The organism is Diaminobutyricibacter sp. McL0608, from assembly GCF_039613825.1.
Lineage (GTDB): Bacteria > Actinomycetota > Actinomycetes > Actinomycetales > Microbacteriaceae > Diaminobutyricibacter.
The window spans coordinates 3,225,280-3,242,352 of sequence record NZ_CP154826.1 but is presented as its reverse complement, the minus strand read 5'-3'; the positions used below and the strand labels follow the sequence as shown (position 1 = coordinate 3,242,352).

The 17,073-nt window shown below is 64.6% G+C and carries 18 protein-coding genes; 13 read left to right on the top strand and 5 right to left on the bottom strand.

Going from position 1 to position 17,073, the window contains the following annotated elements; all coding sequences use genetic code 11:
- Positions 1–4: 4 nt before the first annotated feature.
- From AAYO93_RS15555 to AAYO93_RS15545, 3 genes are read left to right on the top strand one after another with little or no spacing between them, the layout of a single operon-like run.
- Entirely contained in the window at positions 5–520 is a 516-nt protein-coding gene (locus AAYO93_RS15555) for a MaoC family dehydratase (RefSeq protein ID WP_345762070.1), read from the top strand.
- Entirely contained in the window at positions 517–1,608 is a 1,092-nt protein-coding gene (locus AAYO93_RS15550; RefSeq protein WP_345762069.1) for a Gfo/Idh/MocA family protein, read from the top strand. The genes AAYO93_RS15555 and AAYO93_RS15550 overlap by 4 nt, the downstream gene beginning before the upstream one ends.
- Positions 1,609–1,623: 15 nt before the next feature.
- On the top strand, positions 1,624–2,634 hold the full coding sequence (locus AAYO93_RS15545; protein ID WP_345762068.1) for a LacI family DNA-binding transcriptional regulator: 1,011 nt from the start codon (positions 1,624–1,626) through the stop codon (positions 2,632–2,634).
- Positions 2,635–3,141: 507 nt separating this feature from the next.
- Here AAYO93_RS15545 and AAYO93_RS15540 read toward each other — a convergent pair.
- The gene (locus AAYO93_RS15540) at positions 3,142–3,297 is read right to left on the bottom strand and encodes a hypothetical protein (RefSeq protein ID WP_345762067.1); all 156 of its coding nucleotides are present in this window, start codon (positions 3,295–3,297) and stop codon (positions 3,142–3,144) included.
- Between the two features lie 171 nt (positions 3,298–3,468).
- Positions 3,469–3,906 carry an alternative ribosome rescue aminoacyl-tRNA hydrolase ArfB gene (gene arfB, locus AAYO93_RS15535; RefSeq protein ID WP_345762066.1) on the bottom strand — a complete coding sequence of 146 codons (438 nt, stop codon included), beginning with the start codon at positions 3,904–3,906 and terminating at the stop codon, positions 3,469–3,471.
- Between the two features lie 87 nt (positions 3,907–3,993).
- Between arfB and AAYO93_RS15530 the strand changes: the two genes are divergently transcribed.
- Together AAYO93_RS15530 and AAYO93_RS15525 are read left to right on the top strand one after the other, a co-directional pair.
- Positions 3,994–4,524, top strand: coding sequence for an MmcQ/YjbR family DNA-binding protein (locus AAYO93_RS15530; RefSeq protein ID WP_345762065.1), 531 nt, complete (start codon positions 3,994–3,996; stop codon positions 4,522–4,524).
- 133 nt (positions 4,525–4,657) lie between these two features.
- The gene (locus AAYO93_RS15525; protein WP_345762064.1) at positions 4,658–5,515 is read left to right on the top strand and encodes an HAD-IIB family hydrolase; all 858 of its coding nucleotides are present in this window, start codon (positions 4,658–4,660) and stop codon (positions 5,513–5,515) included.
- A gap of 39 nt (positions 5,516–5,554) precedes the next feature.
- On the opposite strand, the gene AAYO93_RS15520 is transcribed toward AAYO93_RS15525, so the two are convergent.
- Complete coding sequence (locus tag AAYO93_RS15520) at positions 5,555–6,643, bottom strand: amidohydrolase family protein (protein WP_345762063.1); 1,089 nt, start codon at positions 6,641–6,643, stop codon at positions 5,555–5,557.
- A gap of 277 nt (positions 6,644–6,920) precedes the next feature.
- On the opposite strand from AAYO93_RS15520, the gene AAYO93_RS15515 reads away from it, so the two are divergent.
- The 5 genes from AAYO93_RS15515 to AAYO93_RS15495 are packed head-to-tail and all read left to right on the top strand — an operon-like array spanning position 6,921 to position 12,383.
- Positions 6,921–8,222, top strand: a complete 1,302-nt coding sequence (locus tag AAYO93_RS15515; protein WP_345762062.1) for an ABC transporter substrate-binding protein — start codon at positions 6,921–6,923, stop codon at positions 8,220–8,222.
- 13 nt (positions 8,223–8,235) lie between these two features.
- The gene (locus AAYO93_RS15510; RefSeq protein WP_345762061.1) at positions 8,236–9,198 is read left to right on the top strand and encodes a carbohydrate ABC transporter permease; all 963 of its coding nucleotides are present in this window, start codon (positions 8,236–8,238) and stop codon (positions 9,196–9,198) included.
- Positions 9,191–10,051: a carbohydrate ABC transporter permease gene (locus AAYO93_RS15505; protein ID WP_345762060.1), complete on the top strand. Its 861-nt coding sequence runs from the start codon at positions 9,191–9,193 to the stop codon at positions 10,049–10,051. The genes AAYO93_RS15510 and AAYO93_RS15505 overlap by 8 nt, the downstream gene beginning before the upstream one ends.
- Positions 10,052–10,089: 38 nt before the next feature.
- Positions 10,090–11,163, top strand: coding sequence for an amidohydrolase family protein (locus tag AAYO93_RS15500; protein WP_345762059.1), 1,074 nt, complete (start codon positions 10,090–10,092; stop codon positions 11,161–11,163).
- A gap of 38 nt (positions 11,164–11,201) precedes the next feature.
- On the top strand, positions 11,202–12,383 hold the full coding sequence (locus AAYO93_RS15495) for an MFS transporter (protein WP_345762058.1): 1,182 nt from the start codon (positions 11,202–11,204) through the stop codon (positions 12,381–12,383).
- Between the two features lie 22 nt (positions 12,384–12,405).
- On the opposite strand, the gene AAYO93_RS15490 is transcribed toward AAYO93_RS15495, so the two are convergent.
- Complete coding sequence (locus tag AAYO93_RS15490; RefSeq protein ID WP_345762057.1) at positions 12,406–12,660, bottom strand: Smr/MutS family protein; 255 nt, start codon at positions 12,658–12,660, stop codon at positions 12,406–12,408.
- Positions 12,644–13,447, bottom strand: a complete 804-nt coding sequence (locus tag AAYO93_RS15485) for a phosphotransferase (RefSeq protein ID WP_345764903.1) — start codon at positions 13,445–13,447, stop codon at positions 12,644–12,646. Before AAYO93_RS15485 ends, AAYO93_RS15490 begins: the two co-directional genes overlap by 17 nt.
- 44 nt (positions 13,448–13,491) lie before the next feature.
- On the opposite strand from AAYO93_RS15485, the gene AAYO93_RS15480 reads away from it, so the two are divergent.
- The 3 genes from AAYO93_RS15480 (at position 13,492) to AAYO93_RS15470 (ending at position 17,062) form a co-directional block, all read left to right on the top strand.
- Positions 13,492–13,833, top strand: a complete 342-nt coding sequence (locus AAYO93_RS15480; RefSeq protein WP_345762056.1) for a DUF488 domain-containing protein — start codon at positions 13,492–13,494, stop codon at positions 13,831–13,833.
- 80 nt (positions 13,834–13,913) lie between these two features.
- Positions 13,914–14,774, top strand: coding sequence for a formate dehydrogenase accessory sulfurtransferase FdhD (gene fdhD, locus AAYO93_RS15475; protein ID WP_345762055.1), 861 nt, complete (start codon positions 13,914–13,916; stop codon positions 14,772–14,774).
- Entirely contained in the window at positions 14,771–17,062 is a 2,292-nt protein-coding gene (locus AAYO93_RS15470) for an FdhF/YdeP family oxidoreductase (protein WP_345762054.1), read from the top strand. The genes fdhD and AAYO93_RS15470 overlap by 4 nt, the downstream gene beginning before the upstream one ends.
- Positions 17,063–17,073 lie beyond the last annotated feature (11 nt).

Genomic DNA, 17,073 nt, shown 5'->3' with positions numbered 1-17,073 from the left:
CCCAGTGAAGAATCCGAACACCGACCCCGCCGCCCGAAACGCCGTACCGGTCTGGAATCAAGACGTCCAGCTCTACGAGGACTACGAAGTCGGCGAGGTCGATCGCTCCATTCGACGCACGATCTCAGAGGGCGAGATGATGCTGTTCTCGAGCCTCCTCGTCGACCTCCACCCGTACGTTGCCGATGACATCTTCGCGCGTGAAGAAGGCCATTTCGGCAAGAGGATCGTCCCGGGCGCACTCGTCTTCAGCTACGGCATGGGCCTGATGGCACACAACAACGTGAACACGTTCAGCTACGGGTACGACCGGCTGCGGTTCATCAAGCCGGTCTTCGTCGGCGACACCATTTACACGATGCGCACTCTGCTTCGCAAGGAGCCGAAATACGACGACATGGGCCTGTTCGTCGTCTCGTACGAAGTGTTTCGTGCCGACGACGAACAACTGGTGCTCTATTGCGAACACCTCCAGACCGTCAAGTATCGTGACCCCCTCGTTGCGAAGGCTTCAGCATGATCGACCTCTTCGCCGACGTCTCGGACTACTGCCGCCTTGAAATCCCGGCGGAGGATCGCCAACCGATCGCGATCGTCGGCGCCGGCGGCATCGTAGACGGTGCCCACCTGCCCGCCTATGCGATCGCTGGGCTCGAGGTGATCGGAATCACTGACACCGATCTCGATAGGGCGCAGCGGGTGGCTGATCGCCACGGCATTCCGCGGGTCTTCGCAACGCTCGAGGACTTATTGGCCAGTGATGCCGTCGTCGTCGATATCGCGGTCCCGGTCAGCGCCCAGCCGCCGATCTTTTCTGCCGCTATCGCGGCGGGCAAGCACGTGCTCGCGCAGAAACCGTTCGCCGACAACCCGGTCACGGCACGCGAACTCGCCTCGTTGGCGGAACGGTCCGGGCTCGTAGCTGCGGTCAACCAACAGATGCGGTTCGACGAGGGCATCGCCGCCGCCCACCGGATGATCGAACTGGGCTGGCTCGGATCGCTCACCTCGTTTTCGATCATCGTCAACATCGACACCGACTGGACGCAATGGGAGTGGGCTCGTTCTATGGAACGGCTCGAGATCATGGTCCATTCGATCCACTATCACGACGCGGTCCGTTGGTTCATGGGCGAGCCGTCATCCGTCTACGCGGTTGCCGGTCGCAAGCCAGGGCAGTTCCCCGTTGGGGAGACGCGCACGATGAGCATGTACACCTTCGCCAACGGCGCCTCAGCCCTGGTTCATGCAAACCACACCAACAGCGGCGGTGACAATTACGCCGAGTTCCGCATCGAAGGCTCACACGGAGCAATCAGGGGCACGCTCGGCCTGCTGTACGACTACCCGAACGGCCGCCCAGACACACTCGACGTCACCAGCTCGATAGTCGGCACCGACGGCTGGATCCCCTACCCCGTGACCCAGCGGTGGTTTCCGAACGCGTTCATCGGGTCGATGGGTTCGGTGTTCGAGGCGATCCGATCGGGTGCCGAGCCGCGCAGTTCCGTCGCTGATAACGTGAGAACGATCGAGCTCGTCGACGCGCTCTATCGGTCGATGGAGACCAACGAGGTCGTGCAACTCGGTACAGGCCTTCGTCAGTAAGGGTGTGATTTGGTCATGGTCAGGATGCGTGATGTCGCGGCGCGCGCCGGAGTTTCTCCCGGCGCCGTTTCGCGCATCCTCTCCGGCGATACGGCCCTGCGAGTATCTGCTGAAACACGCGAGCGGGTCGTCACCGCGGCGCGGGAGCTCAACTACATCCCGAACTACGCAGCGAAATCGCTGAGGACATCGCGTACGCGGACAATCGCGCTCATCGTGCCCGACATCACGAGCGCCGTGTTCGCAGAGCTCACTCGGGGTGTCGAGGAGGAAGCGGCGTCGAGAGACCTCGCCATCGTGCTCGGACGCGCCGAACGCCTCGACGAGGACCGCGGGTGGCTTCGGGGCCTTGTCGGCGAAGGCCGGATCGACGGTGCGATCCTGCAGCCACCAGACGGCACCACCCCGGCGGACGTGGAGGCGCTTATCGTCCCTGGTACGTCGCTCGTGTTGATCAACTCAGTTTCCGACGGACCGGTGAGCACGATCGTCCTCGACGATGGAGCGGGTATCGCAAAAGCGGTCGAACACCTGATCGCACTTGGTCACACCAGGATCGGGTTCGTGGGCAGCCCGGTCGGAAGCGCAACAGGCATCCGCCGACAGGCCGGCTTCCGGGCTGCAATGCATGACGCGGGCCTCGCCGTTCGCGAAACCTGGATGACCGACCGCGGCTATGCGGGAGAGGACGGCCGCGAGGCGGTGCGCGACCTTCTCGAGCGGGGGCCGATGCCATCCGGACTCGTGGTTGCCAACCTCAACGCGGCACTCGGCGTACTCGCAGAGATCCACGCACACGGACTGCGCGTTCCCTCCGACATCTCCATCGTCGCCCTCCACGATGTGTGGTACGCCGACGCGACATGGCCGCCGATCACGACCGTCAGGATGCCCCTCCGGCGCCTGGGGACCTCGGCCGTGACTGCACTTTCCAACGGCTCCGGCACCGTCTCGCACGCCACGATAGATTCACCGGCACCCGAGCTCATCCTTCGAAAGTCGACCTCCGCACCCCCAACACGGTAGCGTTGCTGACCATCTGGTCGCCGTCGACAGGGGGCCTAACCGTTTGTCAGTGTGCCGGCGACCAGATGGCCAGGTCTAATACCGCGCCCTCACGCTCAGAGGATCTCTGCAGGCGCGGATCTCGATCTCGGTGATCTTCATTGATAGATACCTGATTCTTATGATTCAGTAAATCGATTTAACGTTATCACGACGGAATTCAAACTTCCACCTCCACTGGTTGTTGTATTTGACTACAACCATCTGAGATCGAGTGGGCTCCTTCGCTGATTTTCCGCGGAAGTTCGACCAGAACCAACGGCATCAGGCGCCCGAATCAGGGTTCAAATCCCACCGGTACCGCCATAGTGAAGCCCCGTGAACCCTGTCTCGATGGGCTCCGAGGGTTTCTCCTAGCAATGCGTCGTGGCACTACACGTGCAATCTCCCATCGCGAACACGATTCCGCGGCGCTGTCGAGAGACACTGTTCAGCCCGTTTTTGCCGGTCGAGTTCTTTGACAAACGCTTACGACGAGAGCGACTGCTTGAAGTCGCAGTACGCACACACCAGATGCCCGTTCGTGTACTCCCACAGGTGCGGGTGAGGTGAGGCGAAGAAGCCACAGAGGTCTTCGGCGACGGCGACGTTCGGGTCGGCGGTGATGGTGTCGGTTGTCGGCATTTCGGTTCAGCTTTCGGCGGCTCGGGTGCGGCGCGGTTGGCGTCTTCTCATGTGACTGCGTTCGATCACATCAGTATCCAGCGTCGGACGAAGCCACAAAATACCTAAAACTAGTGCCGCCCCATAGGGGGTCACCTGCACCGCTACGGAGTTGGTTGCACCAGCACGTGGTCAGTCGTGAGGAGGGCGACGCAGTCGCTTGACGTCGGTGCGCCGCTTCTTCGCGTCCAAACGCCGTTGCTCGGCACCGCGACTCGGCCTCGTCGGTTTTCGCGACGGTTCTGGCGGCCGGAGGGCGTCTGCCACGATTTCGGCCAGCCGGGCGCGGGCAGCTTCCCTGTTGCGCAATTGCGCGCGGTGCTCGGATGCCGCGATCGCGAGCGTTCCGTCGACGAGGCGACTGCTCAGACGCTCGAGGAGTCTCTCCCGCTGGGACGGCGAGAGAACGGCGGAGCCTGACACATCCCACACGAGTTCCGCCCGAGAGTCGGCAGTGTTGACACCCTGCCCGCCGGGACCCGATGACCGCGAGAACCGCCAAGCCAACTCGGACTCAGGGATCGTGAGTCCGGGGCCGACCCGAAGGCCGGGACGGTGAACAGCGGGCATGGGTCCATCATCCTCTCAGGCCCGAGATACTCACGCAGACGGACCTGCTCGCGACCTCATGTCGGTAGTGCGCCATAGGCTCACAGTGTGGCTACCCTCGACGACCTGCGCCGGACCGCCGTTGGGTTGCCCGGTAGCGAGGAGCGCGCGACGACAGGCGGTGCCGCTTGGTTCGTTCGCGGCAAGCTGTATGCGTGGGAGTGCCATCCTTGGCCGAGCATCCCCGCAGACATACGCGAGATAGTTGCGACCGAGCTCGTCGTCGGCGTGAAGGTCGCCGACAGCCTGGACGCGCTCGCCCTTGTCGAAATGGCGCCCAACGTGTTCCTGCGCACCACGACCCCTTGGGGCGAGCCGAAGGTCGCATTCCGCATGGCCGGCATCGAGGAGGACCATCTCGCCGAACTCGTCACGGAGGCGTGGCGTGTGCAGGCTCCGAAGTACCTGCGGCGTGAGTTCGACGACGTCGGCGCTTCGAGGATTGGCTTATGGCCGGCACGTGATCGACCAACATTCGGGGATGACGGAAGCTTCGGCCGGACCTCGCCGCGCGGCTCCGACGTGGGGCAGATTACCGATGTGGGGAGATCGCGCTGCTCAAACCTGTTGCGGCGGTGATTGGACTCGGAGAATTGGCTCGACTGCCGTCTGAGTGATTGCACGCCTCCATCGATTCTCAAATCCGACTGCAACGCCTGGACGACAACACATTGAGGCGAGGTGTTTACTGGTCGATCAGAGGGGGAGCCTTATGGATACTCGCGAAACGGGGCGGACGCTCTACGTCTCGGACCTCGACGGAACGCTTCTGCGGTCAGACGACTCCGTCAGTGCGCGTTCAGCAGCGTTGCTGAACGAGGTCATCGCCGAGGGCGGACTCATCACCTATGCGACCGCCCGCTCCTTCGCATCCTCGCGGAAGGCCACAGAATCGCTCCGCATCGCGTTGCCGGTCATCACTTACGGCGGCACGATCGTCGCCGACGCGGAGACGGGCGTGCCTATCGACGTGCGGCTGCTACCGGCAGAAGTCGTCGAACACGCGGTCGCGGAGAGCGAGCGCCATGACGGCGTGCAGCCGATCCTCCACACATTCGAGGACGGCCGGGACTGGCTGCGCTGGGATCCCTCGGGTATGACACCGGGCACGGCGCGGTTCGTCGGTTACCGCGAAGGGGACAGACGACTCCGGCCGATCACGCCGGACGACCCGGCAGATCACCGCTCGGTGTTCTACGTCGCGACGCTCGCGCCGCGGCCGGCGCTCGTCGCCTACAGGTCGGGTCTGGCGCCCGTGCTCGATCTTGCGGCGCACTTCCTCAGCGAGGATGCGCACACCCCGGGCTTGGACTGGTTCGAGTTCCATAGCCCCGACGGGACGAAAGCGGCAGCGATCACCCGACTCGCCGCCAGACTCGCAGCCGACCGGATCGTCGTCTTCGGCGACAGCCACAACGATGTCCCGATGTTCACGATCGCCGACGAGGGCTACGCGATAGCGAACGCGGTGCCGGAGCTGAAGGCGATCGCCACCGGAGTGCTCGATCACCACGACACCGACGCGGTCGCAGAATGGATCGCCGCCGACTGGCTGACGTCGAAAGCCTGACCTCGGATCCGCTGAGACTCGCCGTCGCTCGCTGTTCCTCTAGACGTCCACTCCGACACCGTGCGGAGTCCCGGACACGAGTTGTTCGGCGAGGAGCGCTCGCGCGTTGCCGCCCTCGACAGCCTCGATCTGAGCCTCGTTCAGGTCGAGAGCGGAGATGTTCCAGCGACCGGTGTCAGGTGGATCCTCATTCGTGTAGGGGAAATACTCGTCGGCCGTCTCCAGAAACCGGAAGTACGTGGCGTAGGCCTCTGCGGTCGGCGGTGAGACGTCGCTTCCGAGAAGCACCCGGGAAGGGTGACGTTCGATCAGCTGTTTCGCTCGGCGGGGCTGACGGCCCAACTCTGCGATCCGCGCGGCGATGTCGATGAAGAAGTTCGAGTAGTCGGTCAGCATCCGGTCCACCCAGTCGAGGTCCTCTGCGTAGCAGCCGACGTGGGCTCCGATGAAGGTGATCGAAGGATGCGCGGCGACCACGTTCTCGAGAGCGCTCAAAAGACGCGAGAGGGTCGGCACGTCGGGGCCGTAGAAGTGCCAATCCGGGTGCTCGAGCAATTCCTCCAAGCGCTCGTTCGTCTCGTCGAGGGGCTCGAAGAACGCAGCAGGGTCCGCGGTGTGAACCAGAACGGGCAGCCCGCATTCGGCGATCGCGGTCCAGACCGGCTCCAGCCTGGTGTCGTCGAGGAAAATGAGCTCGCCGTTCTCATCGCGCACACGAAGGCCGATGTCTTTCCACAGCTTCAGACCTTTCGCCCCCCGGCGAGCGGAGTCGCGGATGGACGCGGCGAAGCGTTCAGGCCAGCCCGCCGTGGCGGTGTCCGTCCAGTCCAGTCGCGCGAACGTCAGGAAGCGACCCGGATACTGCCGGTCGTACCGGTCGAGGTTCAGCTCGAGTTCATCAGACCAGCAGCCGTCGAGATTGACGATGGTTGCGACATTGCAGTCGTCCATGAGTCCGACCAGTGCCGGGATGTCGGCCACGCGCCAGTCGCCGTCATGCCAGCGGCCGAGATGGTTGTGGATGTCCACCACGGGTGCCGTCGCACGTGCAGGGTGATGTGCGGCGAGACGAACGGCGGGGCGTGGGCGAAAGTCACGAAGCGCGATGTCGGCGAGCGGATTGTTCACACTGCGTTCTCCTTGCCGACGGTGGATGTGGCAACAGTCTTTGACACCCGTCGCTGGCGGCGCAACGGAATGTGCGAGATCGCTCAATTGGACTGCGCGCTTTGAACATCGAAGTGATCACATGAACTGAGTGTTTAGGCAAAATCGCTTGCCAACGTTTGTCGGCGCACCTCAGGATTACCCGAACAGCCGCCCATCGTCGTGTCGGGCTCTCATTTCAGAGAGACCCGCGCGGCTCGCTGGCGCCCTCTTGCGAATCAAAGGAGACCTCAAGATCATGAAACTTTCGAACCCCGAGCATCCAATGCGTAGCCGCTCTGCCCGAAGGCGAATCGTGGTCGTGCTGGCCGCCGCGGCATCCGTCTCGCTCGCCCTGGCCGGATGCTCCGGGAACGCAGGTTCCGACAAGGTCACGCTGAGCTATGCGATCTGGGATGCGCCGCAGAAGCCCGCCATGCAGAAGATCGTGGACGAGTTCGAGAAGCAGAACCCGAACATCCAGGTGAAGATCCAGGTCACGCCGTGGGACACCTACTGGACGAAACTCCAGACGGCCGCCACCGGCGGGAGTGCGCCCGACGTGTTCTGGATGAACGATGCAAACCTGCCGAACTACGCGAACGGCGGCGCGATCGCGTCGCTGCAGAACCGCATCGACGCAGACAAGATGGACATGAGCAACTACGTGCAGGCTCAGGTCAAGGCGGACAGCTGGGACGGCAAGGTATTCGGCATCCCCAAGGATGTCGATGCGATCGGCCTCTGGTACAACAAGAAACTCTTCGCGGACGCGGGAGTTCCCGTGCCGACGGCGGACTGGACGCAGCAGGATCTCATCACGGCGGCGAAGAAGCTGACCGATCCGGCGAAGGGCGTGTATGGCATCGCAGCACAGGATGCGGCACAGCAGAGCTACTATTCGACGATTCCCCAGGCCGGAGGCTACGTCATTTCGCCGGACAAGAAGAAGTCCGGCTACGACACGCCCGAAGCGATCGCGGGCGTGCAGTTCTGGGTCGACCTGATCAACAAGTACAAGGTCTCGCCGACCCTCCAGCAGATGACGGACACCGACCCGGACACGATGTTCCAGTCGGGCAAGGTCGCGATGATCTACGAGGGGTCGTGGGCGGCGACACAGTTCAACGGTGTGCCGTACGCGAAGGCGAACGCGCAGGTCGCGCCGATGCCCAAGGGTTCACAGGCCGGCGGTGTCACCAACGGACTGGCAAACGTTATGTCTGCCAAGACGGCGCACCCCGACCAGGCCTGGGCCTTCCTGAAGTTCCTCGGGTCCAAGCGGGCGGCTGATATCCAGGCTGAGACCGGCACCGTCATCCCGGCGTACAACGGCACCGCGGAAGTCTGGGCGAAGTCGTTGCCCAACTACAACCTCAGTGTCTTCGTCGACGCGCTGAAGACGGCGACGGCCTACCCTGCTTCGCTCAACACCGCTGTCTGGCAGGACGCCGCGACCAAGGAGTTCGACAAGGCGTGGACCGGTGACGAGTCTGTGGAGACCGCCGCCAAGAACGTCACCGCGATGATGAACACGGCACTCGCCGCGGAACAGAAATAGGGCGTGACGCCGTATGACGGAAACACTCGTCACGGCACCGGAGCACCGGCCCACGACGCCGGTGCTCCGCCCGGACGGACCTCGGAAGAAGAGGAACGCTCTCCGCAAGGGGGAGACCTTCTGGGCATTCATCCTCATCGCACCGACAGCGATCGGGTTGGGCGTCTTCTCCATCTGGCCGACGTTCCAGACCTTCTTCTTCTCCTTCACCACGTGGGGATCGTTCGGCGGGCACACCTGGAGCGGCCTGACGAACTATCTGCAGGTCTTTCAGGACCCTGAACTCGGGCAATCGCTGATCAACACGTTCATCTTCACGGCGATGACGCTGATCAGTGTGCCGCTGTCGATCGGGCTGGCGGCGCTGCTCAACCGCAAGGGTCTGCGGGGCGTCAGCGTCTACCGCACGCTGTACTTCCTGCCCGTGGTGACGCTGCCCGCCGCGATCGGTCTGATCTGGCGACTGTTGTACAACGGCGACTACGGCCTGATCAACTGGTTCCTGGGATTGTTCGGCATCGAAGGTCAGCACTGGCTGTCCGATTCGAGCACCGCGATCTACGCGATCGGCATCGTCTCGATCTGGAGTTCCGTCGGTTACAACATGGTGCTGTTCCTCGCGGGGATGCAGTCGATTCCGTCCGACTACTACGAAGCAGCGTCCATCGACGGGGCTGGGAAGATCCGCCAATTCTTCCGGATTACGATTCCCCTTCTGACGCCGACGACGTTCTTCGTGACGGTGATCACGGTGATCAACTCGCTCCAGGCGTTCGACCTGATCTATCTGATGATCGGCAAGGACAGCCCTGCGCTCGCGAAATCGGAGACGGTGGTCTTCCTCTTCTATCAGAAGGGAATCATCCAGGGTCAGGGCGGGTACGCGGCCGCCATCGCCTTCGTTCTCCTCGCACTGATCCTGATCATCACCCTGTTCCAGTTCCGCGTCCAGAAGAGGTGGGTCCACTATGGCTGATGTCGCTCGGTTGGCTCGGCCACAGCGTTCGGTGAAACGATCGTCGAACGGGAACACTTTCGTTCACGTCATCCTGATCGTCGGCGCCATCGTGATGGTCGTGCCGTTCTTCTGGGAATTCTCCACCTCTCTGAAGACCTATGCGGATGCGACGGCGCTGCCCCCGAAGCTGCTCCCGACGTTCGAATGGAACAACTACGTGAGTGTGTTCCAGTCCTTGCCGTTCGGTGAGCAATTCTTCAACACGGTCGCGATGACAGTCGCCCGCACGGTTGGCCAGGTGTTCTTCTGCGCTGCCGCCGGTTACGCATTCGCGAGGCTCCAATTCCCCGGAAAGAACGCCATCTTCATCCTGTTCCTCTCCGTCTTGATGATCCCCTCGCAGCTCTTTCTGCTCTCCCAGTACGAGATCATGCAGTCTCTCGGCCTGCTGAACACGGTGGCCGCCCTGGCCCTCCCGGGTATCTTCAGCGCGTTCGGTACGTTCCTGATGCGTCAGTTCTTCATGCAGCTGCCGCAGGAGTTGGACGATGCCGCCAGGCTCGACGGAGCGAACCCGTTCCAGGTCTTCTGGCGCGTCATGCTTCCGCTTGCGAAGAACGGGATGCTGGCGCTCGGGATCCTCACGGCCATCTGGTCGTGGAACGATCTGCTGTGGCCACTGGTGGTGAACAACGATCCCGAGAAGATGCCTCTGTCAGCAGGCCTCGCCACTCTGCAGGGGCAGTTCCTGACGAACTACCCCGTTTTGATGGCCGGGTCTCTTCTGGCCAGCATCCCGATGATCCTGCTTTTCGTGATCTTCCAGAAGAACATGCTGGAAGGCATCGCTTCCAGCGGCATCAAAGGCTGACGTTCGAACAAGTGAACTGTGAAAGGGATGGAACTCGCGTGAATCAATCCGACTGGGATGAACTCGAAGCCTTGCAATTGAAGTCCTGGACGCCGCGCTCGCAACTGAGCGTGCCTGCGACAGATGTCCCACGCAGCGCCGTGCCGTCCGTCGACGTTCACAATCACCTCGGCCGTTGGCTGAACGATGGAGAGTGGATGTACGACGACGTGTCGGATCTGATCGACATCATGGACGAATCGAACGTGAGGACGCTCGTCAACCTCGACGGGATGTGGGGGGATGAGCTCAGTGAGAACATCGAGCGATACGACGCCGCCTACCCCGGGCGTTTCGCCACCTTCTGCCAGCTCGAGTGGGCGAAGCTGGCCGAACCCGACGGGGCCGACCGGTTGATCGCATCCCTCGACGACAGCAAGCGGCGGGGGGCGCGTGGTGTGAAGGTCTGGAAGAACCTCGGACTGTCCGTTCGGGACAGCGACGGGGCACTGATCCTGCCTGACGATCCTCGTGTGATCCGGGTGCTCGAGCACGCGGGTCGTCTGGGACTGCCGGTGCTCATCCATGTCGCGGACCCGAAGGCGTTCTTCGCCCCGCTCGACGAGACCAACGAGCGCATCGACGAGTTGCGCGGCCAGCGGGACTGGTGGTTCGGCGACACGGACGTCTACCCGACGTTCGACCGGCTGGTCGACGGGTTAGCGCGGCTCGTGATCGCGACACCCGGAACCACCTACATCGGTGCGCATGTCGGCTGTGTCGGCGAAGACCTGGATTGGGTCGAACGACTCTTCGAGCAGGCTCCGAACTTCCACGTCGACATGGGCGGCCGGATGGCCGAGATCGGTCGGCAGCCGCGCAGGTTCGCCGCACTCGTGAGGCGATTCCCTGAACGTGTCCTGTTCGGCACCGACATCTACCCCGTCTCCGCTGAGGCGTACGCGCTCTACTTCCGCTTTCTCGAGACGGAGGACGAGTCGTTCGATTACGCGCCGGATGAGGCGATACCTCCGCAGGGACGATGGACGGTGTCTGCGCTCGGGCTGGATGCGCAGGCGCTCGCCGCGGTCTACGCAGAGAACGCCCGGCGGATCCTCTCGCTGGACGACTGACGAATTCCGGCTTACCCTCAGCGCGCTAGCATCGCTTCATGCCTGTCGCGTCGGTCTGGCGACCCGGAACCGTGCGCACCGCCGCTGGGGGTCTCGTCGCGCTGACCGTTGCGACCTTCCTCGCCGTCACGACGGAGATGCTTCCGGTCGGCCTTCTCCGGCCGATGGGCGCTGCGGTCGGGGTGTCCGACTCGATCACGGGGCTTCTCGTCACGGTCTACGCGTTCATGGTCGCGGCTCTCGCCGTGCCGCTGACCCTCTCGACGGCACGCTTCTCACGCAAGGGCCTCCTTCTGGTCACGCTGGTCGCATACACCGTGAGCAACGCCCTCGTCGCCGTCGCGCCGAATTTCGCCGTGCTCGCCGCCGGCCGTGCGCTCGGCGGCATCGCCCACGCACTGTTCTTCTCGGTCAGCATCGGGTACGCCTCCCGCCTGGTGCAGCCGGCCTTCACGGGCCGCGCCCTCGCTCTCGTCACAGCCGGAGCATCCGCTGGTTTCGTGCTGGGCGTGCCCTTGTCGACCTCGCTGGGAACGGCGTTGGGATGGCGGGCCGCGTTCGGTGTGCTGGCGGGCGTCTGCGCGGTCACGGTCGTGATCGTGGCTCTGCTTCTGCCCGCCGTGCCTGGTGGAGGGAGCAGCCACAAGGGAGCGGGAGCGGCGCTGCGCCGAGTGCGGCTGGCGATCGTCTCGACGGTGAATGCGGTCGTCTACCTCGGACAGTTCACGGTCTACACCTACATCTCGGTCCTCCTGCTGACGGCCGGCCTCTCAGCTGCCGGCGTCGGTCCCGTCCTCCTCGGGGTCGGAGCCGTCGGCCTGCTCGGTCTCTGGTTCGCAGGAGCGAACCTCGATCGTCGCCCGCGCGTGACGGTGACCCTCCTGCTCGGCGTCATCACCGTCGGGCTGATTGCGCTCGGCGCGATGTTCCCTGCCCTGGCCGGCGTCGTGGCGGCCGCAGCGCTCTGGGGTGCGGGCTTCGGGGGCGTGGCCTCCGTGTTCCAGACGGCGGCGATCCGCACCTGGGGTGCGTCACCCGAAGTGATCGGCGCGCTCGTCAATTCGACGGCGAACATCGGTATCGGCGGAGGTGCGGCGATCGGAGCGGCTGTGCTGGCCGGCCCGGGAATCGGCTGGCTGCCCTACGTCGGTGCGGCATTGGTGCTCGCCGGGTTGATCATCGTCGTCGTCGCGCGCCAGTCGTTCCCCGCGTCCCCGTAGCCGAGCCGGAATGGAGCCCACCTCACTTCCAGCGGAAGTGCACGAAGATCCGCCCGAAATTGTCGGTGTCCTTCTCGACCCGGTGGTAGAGCGCCTTGATCTCTTTCTGGTCGAGAAAGCGGAGCACCCGCTTCTTCAGCTGGCCGGACCCTTTGCCGGGAATGATCTCGACCAGGGGCGCCTTCTTGGCGACCGCCTCGTCGATGATCGCGCGCAGCGCCCGATCGATCTCGGCGCCGTTGTTGTAGATCTCGTGCAGGTCAAGCTTCAGCTTCACGACGCCTCCCGGCCCGCTCGAGGATGAACGCAGCGGCTTCGCGGTAGCGGCCGGTGTCGGCCACCTTCAGCAGCGCGTCCGTTCCCATGCGGAACAGCACCGCCCTGACCAGGAACTGGTCGAAATCCGGGTGGGGGTCGATCGTCTGCAGCAGCGCGAGCGGGGCATCCTCGAAACACACCGCGTCGACCGCGAGGATGGCGACGGAGTATTCGACCGGACGCCAATAGAACGTGAGATCGATGACGGCGGGCGCGAGCCCGGGCGCGACCACGACGTTTCCAGTGATATCGCCGTGGATGAGGGTGTCCCGGGCCGACACCGGGCGCCACGCCTCCAACAGGGCGGCCAGCGAGTCGCCGAACGGTGGCGCGGCATCCAGTGCTTCCTCCTTCCAGGCCATGCGATCGGCCTGCGCCCAGGCATGCGTGCGCGGCACGCCGAGGAAGGACGGTCGGGGGAGAGGCGAAAGCGTCGAGGCGAACAGTCGTGCGACCTCCGCTCGCAGCTGCCAGTCCCCGACGGGATGGCTCCCCTCGAGGAACGGGAACGCCGTCCACCCGTCGACGAGCAGCGCGCCGCTCTCGCTCCGGACGGGGAGCGAGAGCCGCATGCCTCCGACCGAAGCGGCGCGCACTGTCACATCCATCCAGTCCAGCGCTTCGAGCGGGGTGTCGATCGGCTTGAGGACGAGGGATCCGCTCCGCCACGACTTTCCGCGACCGCCGGGGAGGGCCACAGGCGTCTCGCTCGCCCCGAACGCGGCGAGGACTTCACGAGACGGCATCACGACAGACACCGTACTCCTGGCCGACGCGTTACCGTGGACGCATGACGATCCAGCTCAAGCGGGCGTACGACTCTGCGGAACCGCAGGACGGCTTCCGGGTCCTCGTCGACCGGCTCTGGCCACGCGGTGTCTCCAAAGGCCGTGCGGCGATCGATCTCTGGGCGAAGGAGGTGGCGCCGACTCCGCAGCTCCGCGAGTGGTTCGGCCACGATCCGGCGCGTTTCGCCGAATTCCGGGTGCGCTATGTCGCCGAACTCGAGCAGAACAGCGCCGTCCGCGACCTCCGTGACCTGACCGGCCAGCATCCGGTCGTCACGCTCGTCTACGGCGCCAGGGACGAAGTGCACAACCATGCCGTCGTCCTCGCCGACTACCTCGCCTAGCGAGTTGCCTCCGGCCGGGGATGGACGGAGGATTGCATTCAACGTGAACAATGCCGACTGCAGAATGCTGAGGATGGACCATGGGCCGGATCACGGCGCGCCGTCGCGTCACTCGAATCACTGTGGGTTCCCCTCCGTCGCGTCGTGAGGACGTGCTCGCGGTCGAGGAGCCACTCGAGATCAGGGTCGGCGGTACGGCACTCGCCATCACGATGCGCACGCCGGGCCACGATTTCGAGTTGGCCGCGGGCTTTCTGGTCTCCGAGGGCGTGATCAGCCGGAGCGAGCATTTCGGCGCGGCGCGGTACTGCGCGAGCGTGACACCGGGCGGCGAGAACACCTACAACGTGCTCGATGTGACGCTCGGCCAGGGGGTGGCGGCGCCCGATCCGAGCCTCGAACGCAACTTCTACACGACGAGCTCGTGCGGGCTGTGCGGCAAGGCCAGCATCGACGCGGTTCGCACGCTCTCCGCGCATCCGGTGCGGGACGACGGGATGCGCATCCCGGCCGAGCTTCTGGTGACGTTCCCGGACCGCTTGCGGGAAGGCCAGGATGTGTTCGACAAGACGGGCGGACTGCACGCGGCTGCGCTGTTCGACGGTGCGACCGGCGAGCTGCTGGTGCTCCGAGAGGATGTGGGCCGCCACAACGCGGTCGACAAGGTGATCGGCTGGGCGGTCACGAACGATCGGCTGCCGCTGAGCGGAACCGTGCTGATGGTGTCTGGCCGCGCGAGTTTCGAGCTGGCGCAGAAGGCGTCGATGGCGGGCATCCCGCTCCTGGCTGCCGTGTCGGCACCGTCGTCGCTCGCCATCGAACTGGCGGCGGAGATCGGGATGACCGTGGTCGGCTTCCTGCGCGGCAACTCGATGGTCGTCTACAACGCGGATGAGCGCATCCTGCAGCCGGAACCCGCAGAGAAGGTGACGGCAGCGTGACGAAGAAGCCGCTCGACGACGGGACGGACTACCCCGATCTCACCGTCGGTCCGAGCAAGCACGAGGCCGCTGGCATCCCCGGGATCCTCTATTCGATGGAGCCCGCCTTCGCCAAGCTCGGACCCGCCCGCACTGCGAAGCTGCTGACGGCGATCAACCAGAAGGACGGCTTCGACTGCATGAGCTGCGCCTGGCCCGACCCGGACAAGCGCAAGACCCTCGAATTCTGCGAGAACGGGGCCAAGGCGGTGACGTGGGAGGCGACACCGGTCACCGTGCCGACGAGCTTCTGGGCCGAGAACTCCGTCACCGACCTGCTCGAGAAGTCGGAATACTGGCTCGGGATGCAGGGGCGGCTCGTCGAGCCGGTCTTCAAACCGGCGGGCGAAGACCATTACCGCCCGGTGTCCTGGGACGAGGCGTTCGGTCTGGTCGCCGACACCCTGAACGGGCTCGACTCTCCCGACCGCGCCGCCTTCTATACGAGCGGCCGCACCGCCAACGAGACGGCGTTCCTCTACCAGCTGTTCGTGCGCGCGTTCGGCACGAACAATCTTCCCGACTGCTCGAACATGTGCCACGAGTCGACGGGGACCGCCCTCACCGAGACGATCGGCATCGGAAAATCGACGATCGCCTACGACGACTTCGAGCACACCGACCTGATCATCATCATGGGCCAGAACCCGGGCACGAACCATCCCCGGATGCTCACCGCACTCGAGGATGCGAAACGCTCGGGCGCCTCGATCGTCGCGGTGAACCCGCTGCCGGAGGCGGGCCTCATCCGGTACAAGAACCCGCAGACCGTGCGCGGGCTGGTCGGGCACGGCACCGCGCTGGCGGACCAGTTCCTGCAGATCCGCTCTGGTGGCGACATGGCGCTCCTGCAGGCCGTCGGCAAGCGCGTGCTCGAGGCCGAGGAGGCCAGCCCCGGCACGGTGCTCGACCACGAGTTCCTCGATCGATACACGCTCGGCCTCGAGGAGCTCAAGGCGCACCTGGCGGACCTCGACGAAGCCGACGTCCTCACGGCCACCGGGTTGACCTCGGACGAGATCGACGAACTCGCCGACCGCTACATCAAGGCCGACCGCACGATCATCACCTGGGCGATGGGGCTGACGCAGCAGAAGAAAGCGGTCGAGACGCTGCGCGAGCTGATCAACCTGCTGCTCCTGCGCGGCAATATCGGAAAACCCGGCGCCGGGGCGTCGCCGATCCGCGGCCACAGCAATGTGCAGGGCGACCGCACGATGGGCATCTGGGAGCAGATGCCCGACAAATTCATGGATGCGCTCCAAAGCGAGTTCGGTTTCGACCCGCCGCGCACGCACGGAACGGATGCGCTCCAGACGATCGAGGGCATGCAGCGGGGGGAGATCTCCGTCTTCATCGCGATGGGCGGCAACTTCGTCAGCGCGATCTCCGACACTGCGGCCGCCGAGGCGGCGATGCGCGGCACCGACCTGTCGGTCCAGGTCTCGACCAAGCTGAACCGCTCGCACGTCGTGACCGGCCGCGCGGCGCTCATCATGCCGACGCTGGGACGCACCGAGGTGGACATCCAGGAGTCGGGCGCGCAGTTCGTCTCCGTCGAGGACAGTGTGTGTGCCGTCCACGGGTCGCACGGTCGCGTTCCTCCGGTCGCCCCGGGCATCCTCTCCGAGATCGCGATCGTCTGCCGGCTCGCACGCGCGACCATCGGCGACCGGTTCGGCATCGACTGGACCGGTTTCGAGGGTGACTACGACCTCATCCGCGACCACATCAGCCATGTCGTGCCCGGTTTCGAGAACTTCAACAAGGATGTCCGTCGCAAGGGCGGCTTCGTCCTTCCCAACGGCCCCCGCGACTCCCGCACGTTCAACACGGCGACCGGCAAGGCGATGATCACAGTCAACCGGCTGGAGCCGATCGAGCGGCCGGAGGGCAGGCTCATTCTGCAGACCGTGCGTGCGCACGACCAGTTCAACACGACGATCTACAGCCTCAACGACCGCTACCGGGGCATCAGGAAGGGTCGCGACGTCATCTTCGTGAATCCTGACGACATCGCCGAGCTCGGCCTGGCAGACGGCCAGCGCGTCGACATCTTCAGCGAGTGGAAGGACGAGCCGGACCGGGTGCTCCGCAACTATCGGGTGGTCTCGTATCCGACGGCGAAGGGATGCGCTGCCGCGTACTATCCGGAGGCCAACGTGCTGATTCCGCTGGCGAGCGCCGCCGAACGCAGCAACACGCCGGTCTCGAAGGCGATCCTCGTGCGCCTCGAGCCGGTCGAGTGACGAAAGCCTTG